General features: G+C 58.4%; 12 protein-coding genes. 3 read left to right on the top strand and 9 right to left on the bottom strand.

All coding sequences use genetic code 11. The annotated features are described in order from the left end of the window. Positions 1–179 precede the first annotated feature (179 nt). Positions 180–1022: an IclR family transcriptional regulator gene (locus AC2FFB_RS10730; RefSeq protein ID WP_281972691.1), complete on the top strand. Its 843-nt coding sequence runs from the start codon at positions 180–182 to the stop codon at positions 1020–1022. On the opposite strand, the gene AC2FFB_RS10725 is transcribed toward AC2FFB_RS10730, so the two are convergent. Together AC2FFB_RS10725 and putA are read right to left on the bottom strand one after the other, a co-directional pair. Further along, positions 987–1730: a rhomboid family intramembrane serine protease gene (locus AC2FFB_RS10725; protein ID WP_281972692.1), complete on the bottom strand. Its 744-nt coding sequence runs from the start codon at positions 1728–1730 to the stop codon at positions 987–989. The genes AC2FFB_RS10730 and AC2FFB_RS10725 overlap by 36 nt on opposite strands. 42 nt (positions 1731–1772) lie before the next feature. Next, positions 1773–5174 carry a bifunctional proline dehydrogenase/L-glutamate gamma-semialdehyde dehydrogenase PutA gene (gene putA / locus AC2FFB_RS10720; RefSeq protein ID WP_496712761.1) on the bottom strand — a complete coding sequence of 1134 codons (3402 nt, stop codon included), beginning with the start codon at positions 5172–5174 and terminating at the stop codon, positions 1773–1775. Between the two features lie 108 nt (positions 5175–5282). Between putA and AC2FFB_RS10715 the strand changes: the two genes are divergently transcribed. Together AC2FFB_RS10715 and AC2FFB_RS10710 are read left to right on the top strand one after the other, a co-directional pair. Next, positions 5283–5765 carry an Lrp/AsnC family transcriptional regulator gene (locus AC2FFB_RS10715; protein WP_142636662.1) on the top strand — a complete coding sequence of 161 codons (483 nt, stop codon included), beginning with the start codon at positions 5283–5285 and terminating at the stop codon, positions 5763–5765. 30 nt (positions 5766–5795) lie between these two features. Continuing rightward, positions 5796–6362: a tetratricopeptide repeat protein gene (locus AC2FFB_RS10710; protein WP_496689625.1), complete on the top strand. Its 567-nt coding sequence runs from the start codon at positions 5796–5798 to the stop codon at positions 6360–6362. A 47-nt stretch (positions 6363–6409) separates the two neighbouring features. On the opposite strand, the gene AC2FFB_RS10705 is transcribed toward AC2FFB_RS10710, so the two are convergent. From AC2FFB_RS10705 to AC2FFB_RS10675, 7 genes are all read right to left on the bottom strand, one after another. Further along, the gene (locus tag AC2FFB_RS10705; protein ID WP_496693858.1) at positions 6410–8299 is read right to left on the bottom strand and encodes a PhoX family protein; all 1890 of its coding nucleotides are present in this window, start codon (positions 8297–8299) and stop codon (positions 6410–6412) included. A gap of 206 nt (positions 8300–8505) precedes the next feature. Beyond that, positions 8506–9501 (bottom strand): ABC transporter ATP-binding protein, encoded by a 996-nt coding sequence (locus AC2FFB_RS10700; RefSeq protein WP_496874892.1) that lies wholly within the window; start codon positions 9499–9501, stop codon positions 8506–8508. Continuing rightward, positions 9498–10532: a Gfo/Idh/MocA family protein gene (locus tag AC2FFB_RS10695; RefSeq protein ID WP_496874891.1), complete on the bottom strand. Its 1035-nt coding sequence runs from the start codon at positions 10530–10532 to the stop codon at positions 9498–9500. Before AC2FFB_RS10695 ends, AC2FFB_RS10700 begins: the two co-directional genes overlap by 4 nt. Next, a complete protein-coding gene (locus AC2FFB_RS10690; protein WP_271949335.1) occupies positions 10529–11368 on the bottom strand; it encodes a carbohydrate ABC transporter permease in 840 nt (279 codons plus the stop codon). Before AC2FFB_RS10690 ends, AC2FFB_RS10695 begins: the two co-directional genes overlap by 4 nt. A 10-nt stretch (positions 11369–11378) precedes the next feature. Then, the gene (locus AC2FFB_RS10685) at positions 11379–12293 is read right to left on the bottom strand and encodes a carbohydrate ABC transporter permease (RefSeq protein ID WP_142636674.1); all 915 of its coding nucleotides are present in this window, start codon (positions 12291–12293) and stop codon (positions 11379–11381) included. 65 nt (positions 12294–12358) lie between these two features. Beyond that, positions 12359–13612 carry an ABC transporter substrate-binding protein gene (locus AC2FFB_RS10680; RefSeq protein WP_281994953.1) on the bottom strand — a complete coding sequence of 418 codons (1254 nt, stop codon included), beginning with the start codon at positions 13610–13612 and terminating at the stop codon, positions 12359–12361. Positions 13613–13636: 24 nt separating this feature from the next. Beyond that, entirely contained in the window at positions 13637–14521 is an 885-nt protein-coding gene (locus AC2FFB_RS10675; protein ID WP_281994952.1) for an N-acetylmuramic acid 6-phosphate etherase, read from the bottom strand. Positions 14522–14626: the final 105 nt, after the last annotated feature.

Below are 14626 nucleotides of genomic sequence, written 5' to 3'. Positions count from 1 at the left end.
TCTGCTTTGGAGATAAGTGTCCGGGAAAAAGCTGCATTACGCAATTTTCTTGAAAAATATTTTCATTTATTGAAGGTAAATATTAAGCTACTGATATATTGAACTTTTCCGTTTTTCATTTTTACATACAAGAAATCCGGACGCGAGAAACTTTGGACAGCTGAAAGGAAATGCCTGGGATGGAAACGCAGAAAAGGCCACGCGGCAGACCAAAATCGCTGTTCAAGGAAAGCTCGGCCGGGACCATGCAATCGCTGGATCGGGCGCTTAGCGTTTTGACCACAGTAGCCAGTCTGGAACGCGCAGCACTCAGCGATTTGGCGCGCGAAGTTGATGTGCCCACGGCCACAACACACCGAATTCTGGTGACGCTGCAGAAGCACGGTTTCGTCGCCTTTGATGAAGAGCGTCAAGAATGGATGATCGGGATCGAGACCTATCGCACCGGAGCGTCCTTTCTACGCCGTAATGGTGTTATCGAAATCGGAAGGCCCATTTTACGCCGGCTGATGCAGGATAGCGGCGAAACGGCGAATCTGGCCGTTCCGGACGGGGCCGAAGTGGTGTTTGTGGGGCAGGTCGAAACGGCCAATCCGATCCGGGCTTTTTTTCCACCGGGCGCGCGGACACCGATGTATGCCTCGGGCACCGGTAAGGCGATCTTGGCCGCGTTGAACGAGGCTGCATTGATCAAAGCGCTGGGCACGTTGGACACAAAGGTCTTCACGCCTCAAACACTGGTGCCCGGCGATGCACTGCAAAGCGATCTGGATCAGACCCGGGCCCGCGGGTGGTCGCATGATCGGGAGGAACGATACGAGGGGATGTCATGCATCGGTGCGGCCATCTTCAACGACCGGGGGGAACCCTGTGCGGGCATTTCCGTATCTGGCCCTACCGCCCGGTTCAGCACTGAACGCGCGCCGGAATTAGGCCGATTGGTACAAGCCGCCGCGCAAGAGGTTACCTTGCTCAGCGGTGGGCGCTTACCGGCGCGGGATGCGGGGGATGCGGGATTGTGACAGCTTGTATTCGTGCTCTGGATGGGGCGGATGCCCATGGGTGCGGTTCCAATAGTCACTCGCGCCGCGCCGCAACCAAAGGGGTATGCACAAGAGCAAACCAACAAGGAAGCCCCCGGTATGGGCCCAATAGGCGACGCCGCCCTCGTCGGGGTTGCTGGACAGGCTTCCAATGAACTGCATACCCAGCCACACGCCTAGCATGACAAACGCCGGGATCGAGAAGACACGGAAATAGATCACCAGAACAAGCAGGATGTCCACGCGCGCTTTGGGGAACATCAACAAATAGCCACCCATGACGCCAGCTATTGCGCCAGACGCACCAATCGTAGGGACCAGAGATTGTGGCGCTGTGACGACGTGGATCAGACCGGCCCCGATACCGGCGGCAAGATAGAACAGCAGAAAGGGCAGGTGGCCCATCTCGTCTTCGAGGTTGTCGCCGAAGATCCACAGGAACAGCATGTTTCCTGCCAGATGCATCCAGCCGCCATGCAGGAACATCGAGGTCACGAGAGTCTCAAGCGTATAGCCGTCCGTAATCCGGGCGGGCACCACCGCATAGTCGGTATACAGCTGGGTGATCAGCCGCTGGTTCTCCATGCTTCCCGCATAGCTGAGGAAAATCAGGATATTTGCAGCCATCAACAGATAGATGACATACGGTGTGCGTCCCGAAGGGTTATGGTCACGAATTGGAAACATGGTGCGACGCTGGGCGGTTGGCTGCCCAGCGTCAAGGCCTGTTTAGGCCGCACCCCCCAGCAATGCGGCATTCCCACCCGCAGCAGTGGTGTCGACACAGACATGTCGTTCTCCCAGAACGCGGGTGCGATCTGGCTGGCCGGGGATCAGAGGGATGATCGGGCCTGCACGCCGGGACAGATGACGCTCGATTTCCTGACCGGTTGCGTCGTCGCCCCACCACAATACGCCCGAGAAGCCAGTCAGGTTTTCAAGCCGGTGCAGGTCTAACGCGCCGATAGCAGTGATAGCCCGCCCGCCCAGTGCTTTGACCGCGTTGGCCTGCGCTTGTGCGGCTTCAACTCCGGGACCCATACACAATAGCGGTGCGCGTGAGAATTCACTCAGGCGGTTCGATTCACCCGTCGGACCGGGCAGCAACCGCGCCCTGATCTCAGCAGATTTTCCTTCTGGCAATGGTAGATCGGTCATATCGGTGGACCATTGCTCGGGACTGACCTGCCGGTCCGGGGCGCAGAAGCGGGTCAGGTAGTTCGGCCCGCCCGCCTTTGGGCCGGTCCCCGACAGACCCTCGCCGCCAAAGGGTTGCGATCCAACTATGGCGCCGATCTGGTTGCGATTGACGTAGATGTTTCCGGCATGAACAGCTTCGGTGATGTGCTGAACGCGGTCGTCGATCCGTGTGTGCAGGCCAAAGGTCAGCCCATATCCTGTGGCGTTGATATCGGCGATGATCTGATCCAACTCCGAGGAATTGAACCGCACTACATGCAGGACGGGGCCAAACACCTCGCGCTCCAACTCGGCAATGCCGGGGATTTCGATAAGGGTTGGGGCGATGAACGTGCCGTCGCCGGGGACGGACATCTCTTTCAGGACACGCCCTTCGGACCGTGCCAATGCGATGTGATCAGCGATACCAAGGCGTGCATCTTCGTCGATCACGGGACCGCAATCGGTTGAAATCAACCAGGGATCGCCAACCAGCAGCGCGTCCATGGCCCCTGTCAGCATGGTCAGAAGATCATCGGCAATGTCTTCTTGGACATAAAGACAGCGCAACGCCGAGCACCTTTGTCCCGCTGATTGGAATGCGCTTTCGATGATCGACTGAACCGCCTGTTCGGGCAGGGCGGTGCTGTCCACGATCATCGCATTCAGACCACCGGTTTCCGCGATCAGAGGCGTTCCCGGTCGCAAGTTTCCGGCCATGGCTGCACGGATTTTCAGGGCGGTCCCGGTCGAGCCGGTAAAGGCCACTCCCGACACCCTCGGGTCCGAGGTCAGGGCTGCGCCCACCGATGGACCGCCCGGCAGCAACTGTAGCGCGCTGCGTGGCACTCCGGCCTCGTGCAGCAATTCAACGGCGCGATGCGCGATCAATGGTGTCTGCGGTGCGGGCTTTGCCAATACCGCATTCCCAGTGGCCAAAGCGGCGGATATTTGACCGGTGAAAATGGCCAGCGGAAAGTTCCACGGGCTGATACAGGTGAACACACCCGCTGGTTCTGCGTCGGGTATATTCGCCGCATAATAGCGCAGGAAATCTACCGCCTCGCGCAGTTCGGCGACTGCATCGGGCAGGGACTTACCAGCCTCACGGGCCAGCAGGGCGAAAAGTTCACCGAAATGGGTCTCGTAAAGGTCGGCGGCGGCATTCAGAACCTGCGAGCGTTGATCTGCCACTACCTGCCAAGGGGTGGCTGCAGTCAAAGCAAGCTCGACATCTTGTGCGCTGGCCGGGGCAACGGCACCGGGGCGATCCCGCGACTGTGCGGGGTTGACGATGGGCTGATCGTCATCGGGCCGCGCATCGCCGGACAACAACGGGCGCGCATACCAGTGATGCGTCCGAAACGCGTCCCGCGCGGCGTTGACCCGGTCCAAAGTGGGAATGTGCCGCAGGTCAAACCCCTGCGAATTGGGCCGCTCGGGTTGAAACAGCTCGGGTCCGGTTGGAATGGCGCGCGCCGGTTCGAGGAGAGTGAGAAACGGATCGGCCGCAACCTCCTCCGGGGGAACAGTATCATCCACGATTTGGTTCACGAATGAAGAGTTTGCACCATTCTCAAGCAGTCGCCGCACCAGGTAGGCCAGCAAGTCACGATGGGCCCCGACAGGCGCATATATGCGGCAGCGTGTGTTGTTTGCGTTCTTAACCAGATGGTGCAGGGTTTCTCCCATCCCGTGCAGCCGCTGAAATTCGAAAGGCTGATCAGTTGCCATTTGCAGAATTGTACTGACCGTATGGGCGTTATGGGTGGCAAACTGCGGATAGATCCTGTCGGTCATGCCCAGCAATTTTCGCGCATTAGCAATATAGGAGACATCGGTCACGGCCTTGCTGGTAAACACCGGAAAACCCTCTACGCCTTCAACCTGAGCGCGCTTGATTTCGGTATCCCAATAGGCGCCTTTGACCAGCCGCACCATCAGTTTGCGGTCATAGCGCTCGGCCATTCCATAGAGCGCGTCCAGAGCGATTCCAGCACGCGGACCATAGGCCTGAACCACAATTCCGAACCCGTCCCATCCTGCGAGTGCAGGCTCGGCCATTACCGCTTCGATGACCTGCAGGGACAGCGACAGGCGGTCGGCCTCTTCGGCGTCGATGTTCAGGCCCATGCCAGCGGCTTTGGCCAAAAGGCACAGAGCGCGCAGGCGCGGGACAAGCTCGGCCATCACTCGCTGTTCCTGGGCCAACTCATACCGGGGGTGCAGTGCTGACAGCTTTACCGAGATGCCTGGATTGGCGCGAATGTCATCATGGGTGCAGGCCTCTGCAATGGCGGTGATGGCACGGGAATAAGACAAATGATATCGGGCCGCGTCGGCCTCGGTCCGTGCGGCTTCACCCAGCATATCGTAGGAATAGGTATAGCCCTTGGCCTCCATCCCGCTGGCACGTTCCATGGCCGACTGGATGGTCTCGCCCAGCACGAACTGACGACCCATTTCCTTCATTGCGCGCCCGACGGCCGTGCGGATAACCGGTTCACCCAGTCTTTTGATCGCACCTCGCAGGGCACTGACAGGCGAGGGCTTGCCGTCGTCGAGGACTTTACCGGTCAGCATCAGCGCCCAAGTCGAGGCATTCACCAGCGGCGAGGAGGATTGCCCAAGATGCTTGCCCCAGTCGGACGGCGCGATCTTGTCTTCGATGAGAGCATCGATCGTGTCGGCATCCGGCACGCGCAGCAGCGCTTCGGCCAGACACATCAGCGCCACGCCCTCATCGGTAGACAGGCCATATTCGGCCAGAAACACCTCCATCATGCCCGGCGATGTACTGGATCGAATATCACGCACAAGCTGGGCGGCTGCCGCACAGATTTGGGCTCGATCAGTTTCAGACAGCGCGGCATGATCGATAAGATTGTCGAGAACGGCGGTTTGATCAGCGTAGGTTTGGCTGTCGATATGGGTGCTCAGGCTGTGTGACATGAATCCTCCAGGCTTTTGTTGAATATAATGTCGATTTCTCAGGACGATTGCCGTATTTTTTAATTCATCTGGTCGGATGGACTGTATTTAGGGGATAATGCCGTGCAAATGAGCTTTCCGGATTTGGATCGGTTTGATCGAGCGATCTTGGCGATTCTCTCAGAGGATGGGCGCATATCAGTTGCCGACCTAGCGCGGCGGATCGGGCTGTCGAAATCCCCAACCCAGGCGCGTCTAAAGCGACTTGAGGCTAGCGGGGTGATCACCGGGTATCGCGCCTTACTGGACCCGATCCGACTGGGGCTGGACCATGTGGCTTTTGTCGAGGTGCGCCTGACCGACACAAGAGAGAAGGCACTGGCCGAGTTTAACGCCGCAGTCCGCAAGGTGCCCGAAATCGAGCAAGCCCATATGATCGCGTCGAATTTCGACTATCTGCTGAAAATCCGCACTGGTTCAATGTCGGAATACCGCGCCGTTTTGGCTGAGAAGATATCCTCGCTTCCGCATGTGGCGAATACCTCGACCTTTGTGGCGATGGAGGCAGTTAAGGAAACCGTTGTTTCAGGCGCTTTGGACAGGGTGGGTTGACGAATTGCGCAAGCGCGTCACCATACGCGTATGAAGCGTTTTGTGTTCCCTCTGCTAGTGTTGGTGGCCCCTCCTGGTGTCGCCTGGTCTGAAGAATGCCCGTCCTCGCCGGATCATACCGAAAGCATCTCGGCCGTAATCGCGCAAATTCAGGATGTTGGAAACGAGGCCGAAGCCCAGACATTTTCCAATCAATTATGGGAGTTCTGGACCGATGCGCCCGACGCTGTTGCGCAGGCCGTTCTGGACCGGGGCATGACCCGCCGCAGTGGCTGGGACCTTCGGGGCGCCATCGAGGAGTTTGACAAGCTCATCGAATACTGCCCGCACTATGCCGAGGGGTACAATCAGCGCGCCTTTGCATATTATCTTAGCCAGGATTTCGCATCTGCACTGCCGGATCTGGACAAGGCGATCGAGCTGTCTCCGAACCATGTCGCGGCGATCAGCGGGCGCGCCCTGACGCTGCTTGGCTTGCATCGGATTGATGAAGCCCGTGCGGCACTGTCACATGCCTTGGAGCTTAACCCCTGGCTGTCCGAGCGCCACCTGATGGCTCCGGGCGGACCGTTGGAGCCGCCAGGTAAGGATATCTGAGGAATAGATGTCCCCGATCCATAGGACCGGGGACAATCTGGAACAGCTTAACCGACCAGCCCGTTATCGGTGCGCTTGATCGTGATCACCGATGAGCGCGGCGTGCCTCCATCCGGCCATTCGCTGCCGGGATGCTGAATGCCGACAAACATGGTGCGCAGATCGCTGGACCAAGCCAGCCCCGTGACCTCACACCCGTTTGGACCGGTCATGAAGCGGGCGATTTCGCCCGTGACCGGATCACCGACCAGCATCTGGTTGTTGCCGTGGCCTGCAAAGTCTTCTTCGTTGTCGTCATTGCCGTCGGTCTGGATCCAGACCAGACCAGTCGAGTCAATGGTCATTCCGTCGGGTGAGTTGAACAGGTTGCCCTCGTTCACATTGGCCGATCCGGCGCGGGCGTCAGAATGCACTGTCGGATTACCCGCCATGACATAGAGATCCCAAACGAACGCGTCGGCTGCGTGGTCGTCGTTGTCCGGTTTCCAGCGAACGATCTGGCCATATTTATTGGCCTCACGCGGGTTGGGGCCATTGGTCGACGTGTCGTCTCCCCCGGCATTTGGTTTCACGCCGCGGTTCTTGTTGTTGGTTAGGCAGCAATAGGCTTCGACCGCTACCGGGCTGGACGCCACCCATTCAGGGCGATCCATGGTCGTGCCACCCGCCTTGGATGCCGCCAATCGGGTGAAGATCGCAATATCCGCCGCATCCATGCCGGTTGCATCCGGCGTCAGCGGCAGCCAGGTGCCTGTCATGTCGTCATCGAATTTCGCCACATAAAGCGTGCCGTCGTTCAACAGATTCTGGGTTTCGCCGCCGGGCTGATAGGTGCCGTTCGAGACGAATTTGTACAGATACTCGCCCCGCTCATCATCACCCATATAGACAACCACGCGGCCATCAGCGGCCAGAGTCACCTCGGCATTCTCATGCTTGAAACGGCCAAGACCGGTGTGTTTGACCGGGGTGCTGTCCGGTTTGGTCGGGTCGATTTCAACGATCCATCCCACTCGGTGCGGCTCGTTTGGGTTTTTGGAGGTGTCGAACCGCGGATCGAACAGTTCGTAGCCATTCCAGCTTTCGGCTTTGACGCCATAGCGCTTGAAGCCGTCCGCGACCTTTTGATCGTAGCTGGCGTTTTCGTCGCTGGACCCGAAATAGCCGTTAAAGTTCTCTTCGCAGGTCAGATACGTGCCCCAGGGCGTCTTGCCTGCACCACAGTTGTTCATGGTGCCCAGCGAGGTTGTGCCGGTCGGGTCGGCCTCGGTCTTCAGCAGGTCGTGGCCGGCAGCGGGGCCGACGATGTTCATCTCAGTGTTGTGGTGGATGCGCCGGTTGAACGGGCTGTCCTTGACCACGGACCAACCTTCGGGGCCTTCGGTGATTTCCATCACCGTCACACCCTGCAGGTTCTGCAGTTTGCGCACGTCGTCAGCACTGGCCGGAACACCTTCCTGCGCAGCGGGCAGGTTGATTTTACCGTTCGGATATTCGTGATTGATCGCAATCAGCTCATGACCTTGGAAGGTAAAGGTCTCCATGCCGTCGGTATTCTCGCCAAAGATGCGGTCCGAGTTCTCGACCGGGCCGCCCTCGGCGAGGTCATAGCCATCGGCATCCGAAAACAGCGGATCGCCCCAGCGCATCAAGATCTTCCACTCAAACCCTTCAGGCACATGGACGGTGCCATCAGTTTGTGCGGCAATCGGGGTGAAAGCGAACCGGGATGCTGCTTGTGCCTGCGCCGAGGTCGAGCCAAGCAGGCCGGTTCCCAACGCAGCCGCGCCAGAGCCGAAGGCCACGACGCCGGACAGAAATCCACGGCGGGAAATGGCGCTTTCGACGACACGGTCAAAGTCGTTTTCTTCAGGGCGGGGGAAATGCAGCTCGTCCCAGTCGTCGGCGGAAAGTGTGGTAGGGTCAACGTCTTTCATGGATTGCTCCTGGCTGTCGGTGAAAAGTCGATGAAACGCATTTAGGGGGCATTTGTGACAGGGTGATAACAGCACCATTAACGATGGCGCCGGGATACTCAGGAAACAGATTTACTCGGGATGCGTAAGGATACGCCGATGTGATCAGCCCGTCAAAACGGGCTGATCACATCTTGTTTTTATTGGCTTTTTGACAGGAAAAGCGGTCAGGTAAGGCGCTGACCGTCCGCATTGAACCGATAGGCCTTGTCCGGAGAATAGGCGAAACGCAATTCCTGCCCTTCGGATATCGCATGCTGGCCAAACAGCCGGGCGGTTATGGCGTGTTCGTTGATCTGCGCGATGACATTTGTGTCTCCGCCCAGCTTCTCAACATGGCTGACACGCGCGGTGAGTGGTCCGTCATCTGCAACAAACAGGTCCTCGGGCCGGATGCCAATCGTGTTCTGACCGCTTTCGTTCAGCAACCCCTGCGGCAGGAAATTCATTGACGGAGAGCCGAGGAACCCGGCCACGAACTGGTTCGCGGGGTTGTTATACAGCTCCATCGGGCTGCCGATCTGTTCCACCCGGCCGTCGCGCAGGACAACGATCTTGTCGGCGAGCGTCATGGCCTCGGTCTGGTCATGGGTGACATAGATCATCGAGGCGTCCAGTGCGCGATGCAGATTGGCGATCTCGATCCGCGTGTTCATGCGCAGCGCGGCATCCAGATTGGACAGGGGCTCATCAAACAGGAACAGTTTGGGTTCGCGCACGATGGCGCGGCCAATGGCAACCCGCTGACGCTGACCGCCCGACAATTCCGAGGGGAAGCGATCCAGATAGGGCTCGAGGTTCAGCATCCGGCTGGCTTTGGCCACGCGGCCTTCGATTTCCGATTTGGGCTGCTTTTCCTGCTTCAGTGCAAGGGTCATATTGCCCCGAACGCTGAGGTGGGGATAGAGCGCATAGCTTTGGAATACCATCGCAATGCCGCGCTTGGATGGCGGCACCAGATTGACTTGCTGACCGCCAATGTTGATCTCACCGGACGATGCATCCTCGAGCCCCGCAATCACCCGCAACAGGGTGGATTTGCCGCAGCCTGAGGGGCCGACAAAGACGACAAACTCGCCGTCTTCGACCTCAAGCGTGATGTCCTTCAGAACATGCACATTGCCGAAAGATTTATTGATTTTGTTCAGCGTCAGGGCGGTCATGTCGCTTGCTCCTCAAAGGAAACGGGCTGGCCAGTGCGGATGCTTTCATCTGCGGCCAGGCAAATGGCAAGGGATTGGACAGCGTCATTCATATGACGCGTCAGGTCTATGTCTTTGGCGATGGCGCGCAGCATATAGCCCTGTTCGGCATCGCAGAGTTCCTGGTGACCGGGTTCACCGGGCATGTCGATAGTGTGGTCGCCTTGCGGTGTGTGGACTAGCAGACCGCCAACCTTTGTGTGGCCGTCAATATCCGCCGAGGCACCCTTGTTCCCGTCGGTGATCGAGACCGAACCGTTGGGCGACACTATATCTTTCACGAAGAACGCGGTTTCCGACATCATCGGGCCCCAGCCGGCCTCATACCAGCCGACCGAGCCGTCATTGAAAACCACCTGAAACTGCCCGTAATTGTACATGTCAGGCGCGATCTCATCTGACAGGCGCAGACCCATTCCGTGGACACGGACGGGCCGGGCATCGGTGATCTGACACATCACATCGACATAGTGAACGCCGCAATCCACGATGGGCGAGGTGGTCTGCAACAACGCTTTATGCGTCTCCCATTCCGCGCCGCTGGATTGCTGGTTCAGGTTCAGGCGGAATACATAAGGCCCACCCAGGTTGCGGGCCTCGGCAATCAGCCGCACCCACGAGGGGTGGTGGCGCAGGATGTAGCCAACAACCAATTTGCGGTTCAGTCGGGTGGCGGTTTCGACCACGCGCCGCGCATCAGCGACATTGGTGGCCAGCGGTTTCTCTACAAAGACATGCGCCCCGGCTTCCATCGCCGCACAGGCATAATCCGCATGGCTGTCGGAATAGGTGGCGATCACGACCAGATCCGGGTTTGTTTCGGCCAGCGCGGTTTCGAAATCCGAATAGGCAGGATAATCCGCCAGATCGGGGTCATCCACGCGCCCGGATCGGTTCACCAGCCCAGCAATTTGCACGTCCGGGTGATGGTGATGGGCCAGCGCGTGGCTGAACCCCATATTGCCAAGACCTGCGATCAGAACACGTGTCATTTGACAGCCCCTGACGTGATGCCGCGGATCAGCTGGCGTGAGAATATGACATAGAGAACCAGGACCGGCAGGATTGCCATCGACAAGGCTGACAGGACCGCGTTCCAGTCGGTGACAAATTGACCGATAAAGACCTGGCTGCCCAGCGTCAGGGTCTTGGTCTCCTCAGCCGGGGCCAGGATCAGCGGGAACCAAAGGTCGTTCCAGATCGGGATCATGTTGAACACCGCCACCGTCGCCATGGCGGGCCGCACCAGTGGCAGCACCAGGCGGAAGAAGATCGTGTATTCCGACAGCCCGTCGATGCGCCCGGCGTTTTTCAGGTCATCACTGACCTGCCGCATGAATTCAGACAGGATAAACACCGCCAGCGGCAAACCCTGTGCCGTATAGACCAGGATCAGCGCCCAAAGTGAGTTCACCAACCCGGTCGCCACCATCATCTCAAGGATTGCGACGGTGCCGATGCGGATCGGGATCATGATCCCCAGTGCCAGATATAGGCCCATCAGCAGGTTGCCTTTGAACTGGTACTCGGACAGCGCATAAGCCGCCATGGCACCGAACAGCAGGATAAAGAACAGGGACGCCACGGTGACGATCATCGAGTTCTGAAAGTAGAGGAAGAAATCCCCCTGCTTCATCACCGTCTCATAGCCGATCAGCGAAAAACTGTCTGCGTTGGGCAGGGCCAGCGGTTCGCGAAAGATCGATCGGCGGGTTTTGAAGCTGTTGATCAGGATCACAAAGACCGGGAACAGAGCGATCAGTGTATACAGGATCAGCCCAGCGTGCATCGCTACGGTGTTGAGGGGGTTATGGCGTGCTTTGTTCATCACTTGGCCCTCACAGTTGATACCGGCGCATCCGGGTCTGGATGCCGAACAGATAGATACAGACGCCCACCAGGATGATTGCGAACATGGCCCCGGCGATGGCCGATCCCATATGCGGGTCGCCTAGTTGCAACTGGAAGCCGAAGAATGTGCGATACATGAAAGTACCTAGAATATCGGTTGAGAAATCTGGCCCCGCCAGCGCGCCTTGTGAGGCATAGATCAGGTCGAATGCGTTGAAATTGCCCACAAAGGTCAGGATCGAGATGATCCCGATCGACGGCAGGATCAGCGGTAGTTTGATCTTCCAGAAGGCCGAGGCCCCGGTGATGCCGTCGATCTCTCCGGCCTCAAGGATTTCTTCGGGGATGGTCAGCAGGGCGGCATAGATCAGCATCATCGGGATGCCTACGAACTGCCAGACCGAGATCAGCGCCAGCGTGGTCAGTGCGTATTCCTCTTTGCCCAACCACGGTGCAAAGAGGGACTTAAGCCCAACAGCATCCAGCATCGAAGGCGCAATGCCCCAGATCGGCGACAGGATCAGTTTCCAGGCAAAGCCCACGATCACAAAGCTGAGGATCGTAGGAATAAAGATCGCCGAGCGATACAGGGCGGCAAACCGTAGGCGGGGGTGGCTGAGAAGGGCGGCCAGCGCGATGCCGATCGGGTTCTGAACCAACATATGGATCAGGAAGAACCAAAAATTATTACCCAGAGCATTCCAGAATTGATCCGACCAGTTGGGATCGAAAAACAGGGTCCGGAAATTCTGCAATCCGACAAACACGCGAGCCTGATCAACCTCTGTATACAGTGCAAGGCGCAGTGTGTTGAACAGCGGGAAAATCATCACAGCGGTATAGACGAGTACGGCAGGTGCCAGAAATACAACGATATGCCAGCGAATGCGGGGGCGGGTCATGGGATTGCTTTCAAAGGGGTGTCGGAGTTACCCGGGCGGTCGGCACCGCCCGGGTATAGATCAGCTTATTGATGCGGAGCGTACCAGGAGGCCAGGCCTTCCTGCAGTTCGACACCCAGTTCCTCGGGGGATTTTGCACCTTTGATGGCAGCAACAGAAGCGCCCCAGGTATCGTTTTCAAGGTTCGGTGTGCCACGCGACAGGATTTGATAGGTCGAGCGGATGGTCGATTCACACTCTTCGCGCCAGCCTACGATTTCCTTGGCCAGCGGGTCCTGCAGCTCGACCGGAGTGTTCGAGAGCGGGAAGAAGCCAGGCAGGGCGTTGCCGAAGATTTCGGCGAATTCCGGGCTTGCGACCCAGGCCAGGAACGTCTCGGCAGCTTCGGGATTCGCGGTGGCCGCATTCATACCAATGCCAATGTCGGTGTGGTCCGAGATATAGCAGGTATCGCCCGCATTCTGGACTGGCGGCTTAAAGGCGCCCATTTCGAAATCGGCCTGCGCATTGAAGCCCGAAATTTCCCAGGATCCCGCAGGGTAGACGGCTGCGCGACCCAGGGTAAAGATGTTCTGGCTGTCGGGATAAGTCTGCGCCTCATATCCGTCACCCAGATAAGCGCCCCAACGGGCCAGGGTGGCATAGGGGGCGGTCCAGGCTTCATCGGTCAGCTTTTGCTCGCCCGCGATCAGCGCCTGGCGGCCCTCTTCGCCTTTCCAATAGTTCGGACCGATGTTGTTATAGCCCATAGTGGCGGCTTCCCACTGGTCGTTGGTGCCCATCGCCATCGGGATATAAGTGCCGTCTTCCTTGATCTTGTCGAGGGCGGCAAAGAACTCGTCCTCGGTTGTGGGAACTTCGATACCCAGTTCGGCAAACGCGTCCTTGTTATAGATGAACCCGTGGATCACCGACGCCATCGGAACGCAGAAACTGGCCGAGCCGTCATCCGTTTGCCAGGCCGACTTGGCGACATCCGAGAAGTTGTTCATCGCTTCGACACCGGACAGGTCGCTCAGATGACCGGCCTCATACAGGGCCAGCGATGCGTCGAACGGTCGACAGGTGATCAGGTCACCCGCCGATCCCGCATCCAGTTTCGAATTCAGTACGGCGTTGTATTCCGCCGGGGCCGAGGGTGTGAATTGCACTTTGATGCCGGGGTGTTTGGCCTCAAACGCAGGGATGATCTGGTCCTGCCATAGGGTCAGGTCGTCATTTCGCCAGCTTTCGATGGTCAGGGTCACATCTTCCGCATAGGCAGCCGACGCCATCAACGTCGTGCCCAGCAGAGCAAGTTTCAAGCTATTCTTAGTCATCCATATTCTCCCGATTGATGGTTATTATTCTATGGCCAGTGCGGCCGTTAGGATTCCGTCTGATGTTCGTAGGCGTTCAGTGGCTTCGGATGCCGAAACACCTTTTGCGGCGACAAGCACGGCGGGCTTCACATCACCGCGTGTTGCTTCCAGTGCGCGCTTTGCTGCGTCTGTGTCCACCTCGGCAATGCGGGTTACGATTCCGGCCGCGCGGGCGCGCAGTTTGTCATTGTCCGCGCGCAGGTTGACCATCATGCCGCCATGTACGTGGCCAAGGTCCAGCGCCATCAGCGACGACAGCATATTCAAAGCGATCTTTTGCGCCGTTCCCGCGCCCATCCGCGTTGATCCCGAAATCAGTTCGGGCGGGGTGGCTAGCAGGATCGGGATGTTGGTCTGTGTCAGCAGGGGACTGTTGGCGTTATTGGCGATGCCGATCAAGGTCGCGCCTTTTGCACGGGCGATGCTTGCGGCTGTCATCGTGTAGGGGGTCGACCCGCTTGCGGATACGGCGATCACCGTGTCCCGGGCTGACAAACTGTTCAGCGCTTCACGCAGGTCACCGTCGGCGTCTTCGGAATCACCCGACATCTCGACACCCGTCGGAAGACCACCAGCCATATGGATTCGCAACTGGTCTGGCGTGATCGAGAATGTTCCGCCCAGCTCTTGCGCGTCAGCCGCCGCCATCAAACCGGACGAGCCTGCCGCAACATAGTGCAACATGCCGCCCGACCGGAGCGTCCTGGCCATCGCAGCGGCGCCCAATGCAATAGCCTGTGTGGCCGAGCGCACCGCCGCTGCCGCAGCGATCTGCCCCTCGGCCAGCAACAGCGCCGACCCTGTCAGGTCTTCGCGGCTCAGGCTGGTGGCGTCGCGGTGCAGTTGTTCGGTTGACGGCAGCGTCAAGAGAATCCCCTCCCAGGTTTCCCGATTACAATACCTATTTAATACCACCTGTCCAACATTTTCTTTTCAGTGAAGGTTTTGTGCTGTTCTTATAGGAAAAACTGC

It is taken from the genome of Ruegeria sp. YTSA219 (assembly GCF_059609985.1).
This window is presented reverse-complemented; position numbering and strand designations above follow the sequence as displayed.

What these genes read in the sequence shown, in the direction of transcription:
- AC2FFB_RS10730 (WP_281972691.1), top strand. Translation starts at nt 180, where the DNA reads ATGGAAACGCAGAAAAGGCCACGCGGCAGACCAAAATCGCTGTTCAAG.
- AC2FFB_RS10725 (WP_281972692.1), bottom strand. Translation starts at nt 1,730, where the DNA reads ATGTTTCCAATTCGTGACCATAACCCTTCGGGACGCACACCGTATGTC.
- putA (WP_496712761.1), bottom strand. Translation starts at nt 5,174, where the DNA reads ATGTCACACAGCCTGAGCACCCATATCGACAGCCAAACCTACGCTGAT.
- AC2FFB_RS10715 (WP_142636662.1), top strand. Translation starts at nt 5,283, where the DNA reads ATGAGCTTTCCGGATTTGGATCGGTTTGATCGAGCGATCTTGGCGATT.
- AC2FFB_RS10710 (WP_496689625.1), top strand. Translation starts at nt 5,796, where the DNA reads ATGAAGCGTTTTGTGTTCCCTCTGCTAGTGTTGGTGGCCCCTCCTGGT.
- AC2FFB_RS10705 (WP_496693858.1), bottom strand. Translation starts at nt 8,299, where the DNA reads ATGAAAGACGTTGACCCTACCACACTTTCCGCCGACGACTGGGACGAG.
- AC2FFB_RS10700 (WP_496874892.1), bottom strand. Translation starts at nt 9,501, where the DNA reads ATGACCGCCCTGACGCTGAACAAAATCAATAAATCTTTCGGCAATGTG.
- AC2FFB_RS10695 (WP_496874891.1), bottom strand. Translation starts at nt 10,532, where the DNA reads ATGACACGTGTTCTGATCGCAGGTCTTGGCAATATGGGGTTCAGCCAC.
- AC2FFB_RS10690 (WP_271949335.1), bottom strand. Translation starts at nt 11,368, where the DNA reads ATGAACAAAGCACGCCATAACCCCCTCAACACCGTAGCGATGCACGCT.
- AC2FFB_RS10685 (WP_142636674.1), bottom strand. Translation starts at nt 12,293, where the DNA reads ATGACCCGCCCCCGCATTCGCTGGCATATCGTTGTATTTCTGGCACCT.
- AC2FFB_RS10680 (WP_281994953.1), bottom strand. Translation starts at nt 13,612, where the DNA reads ATGACTAAGAATAGCTTGAAACTTGCTCTGCTGGGCACGACGTTGATG.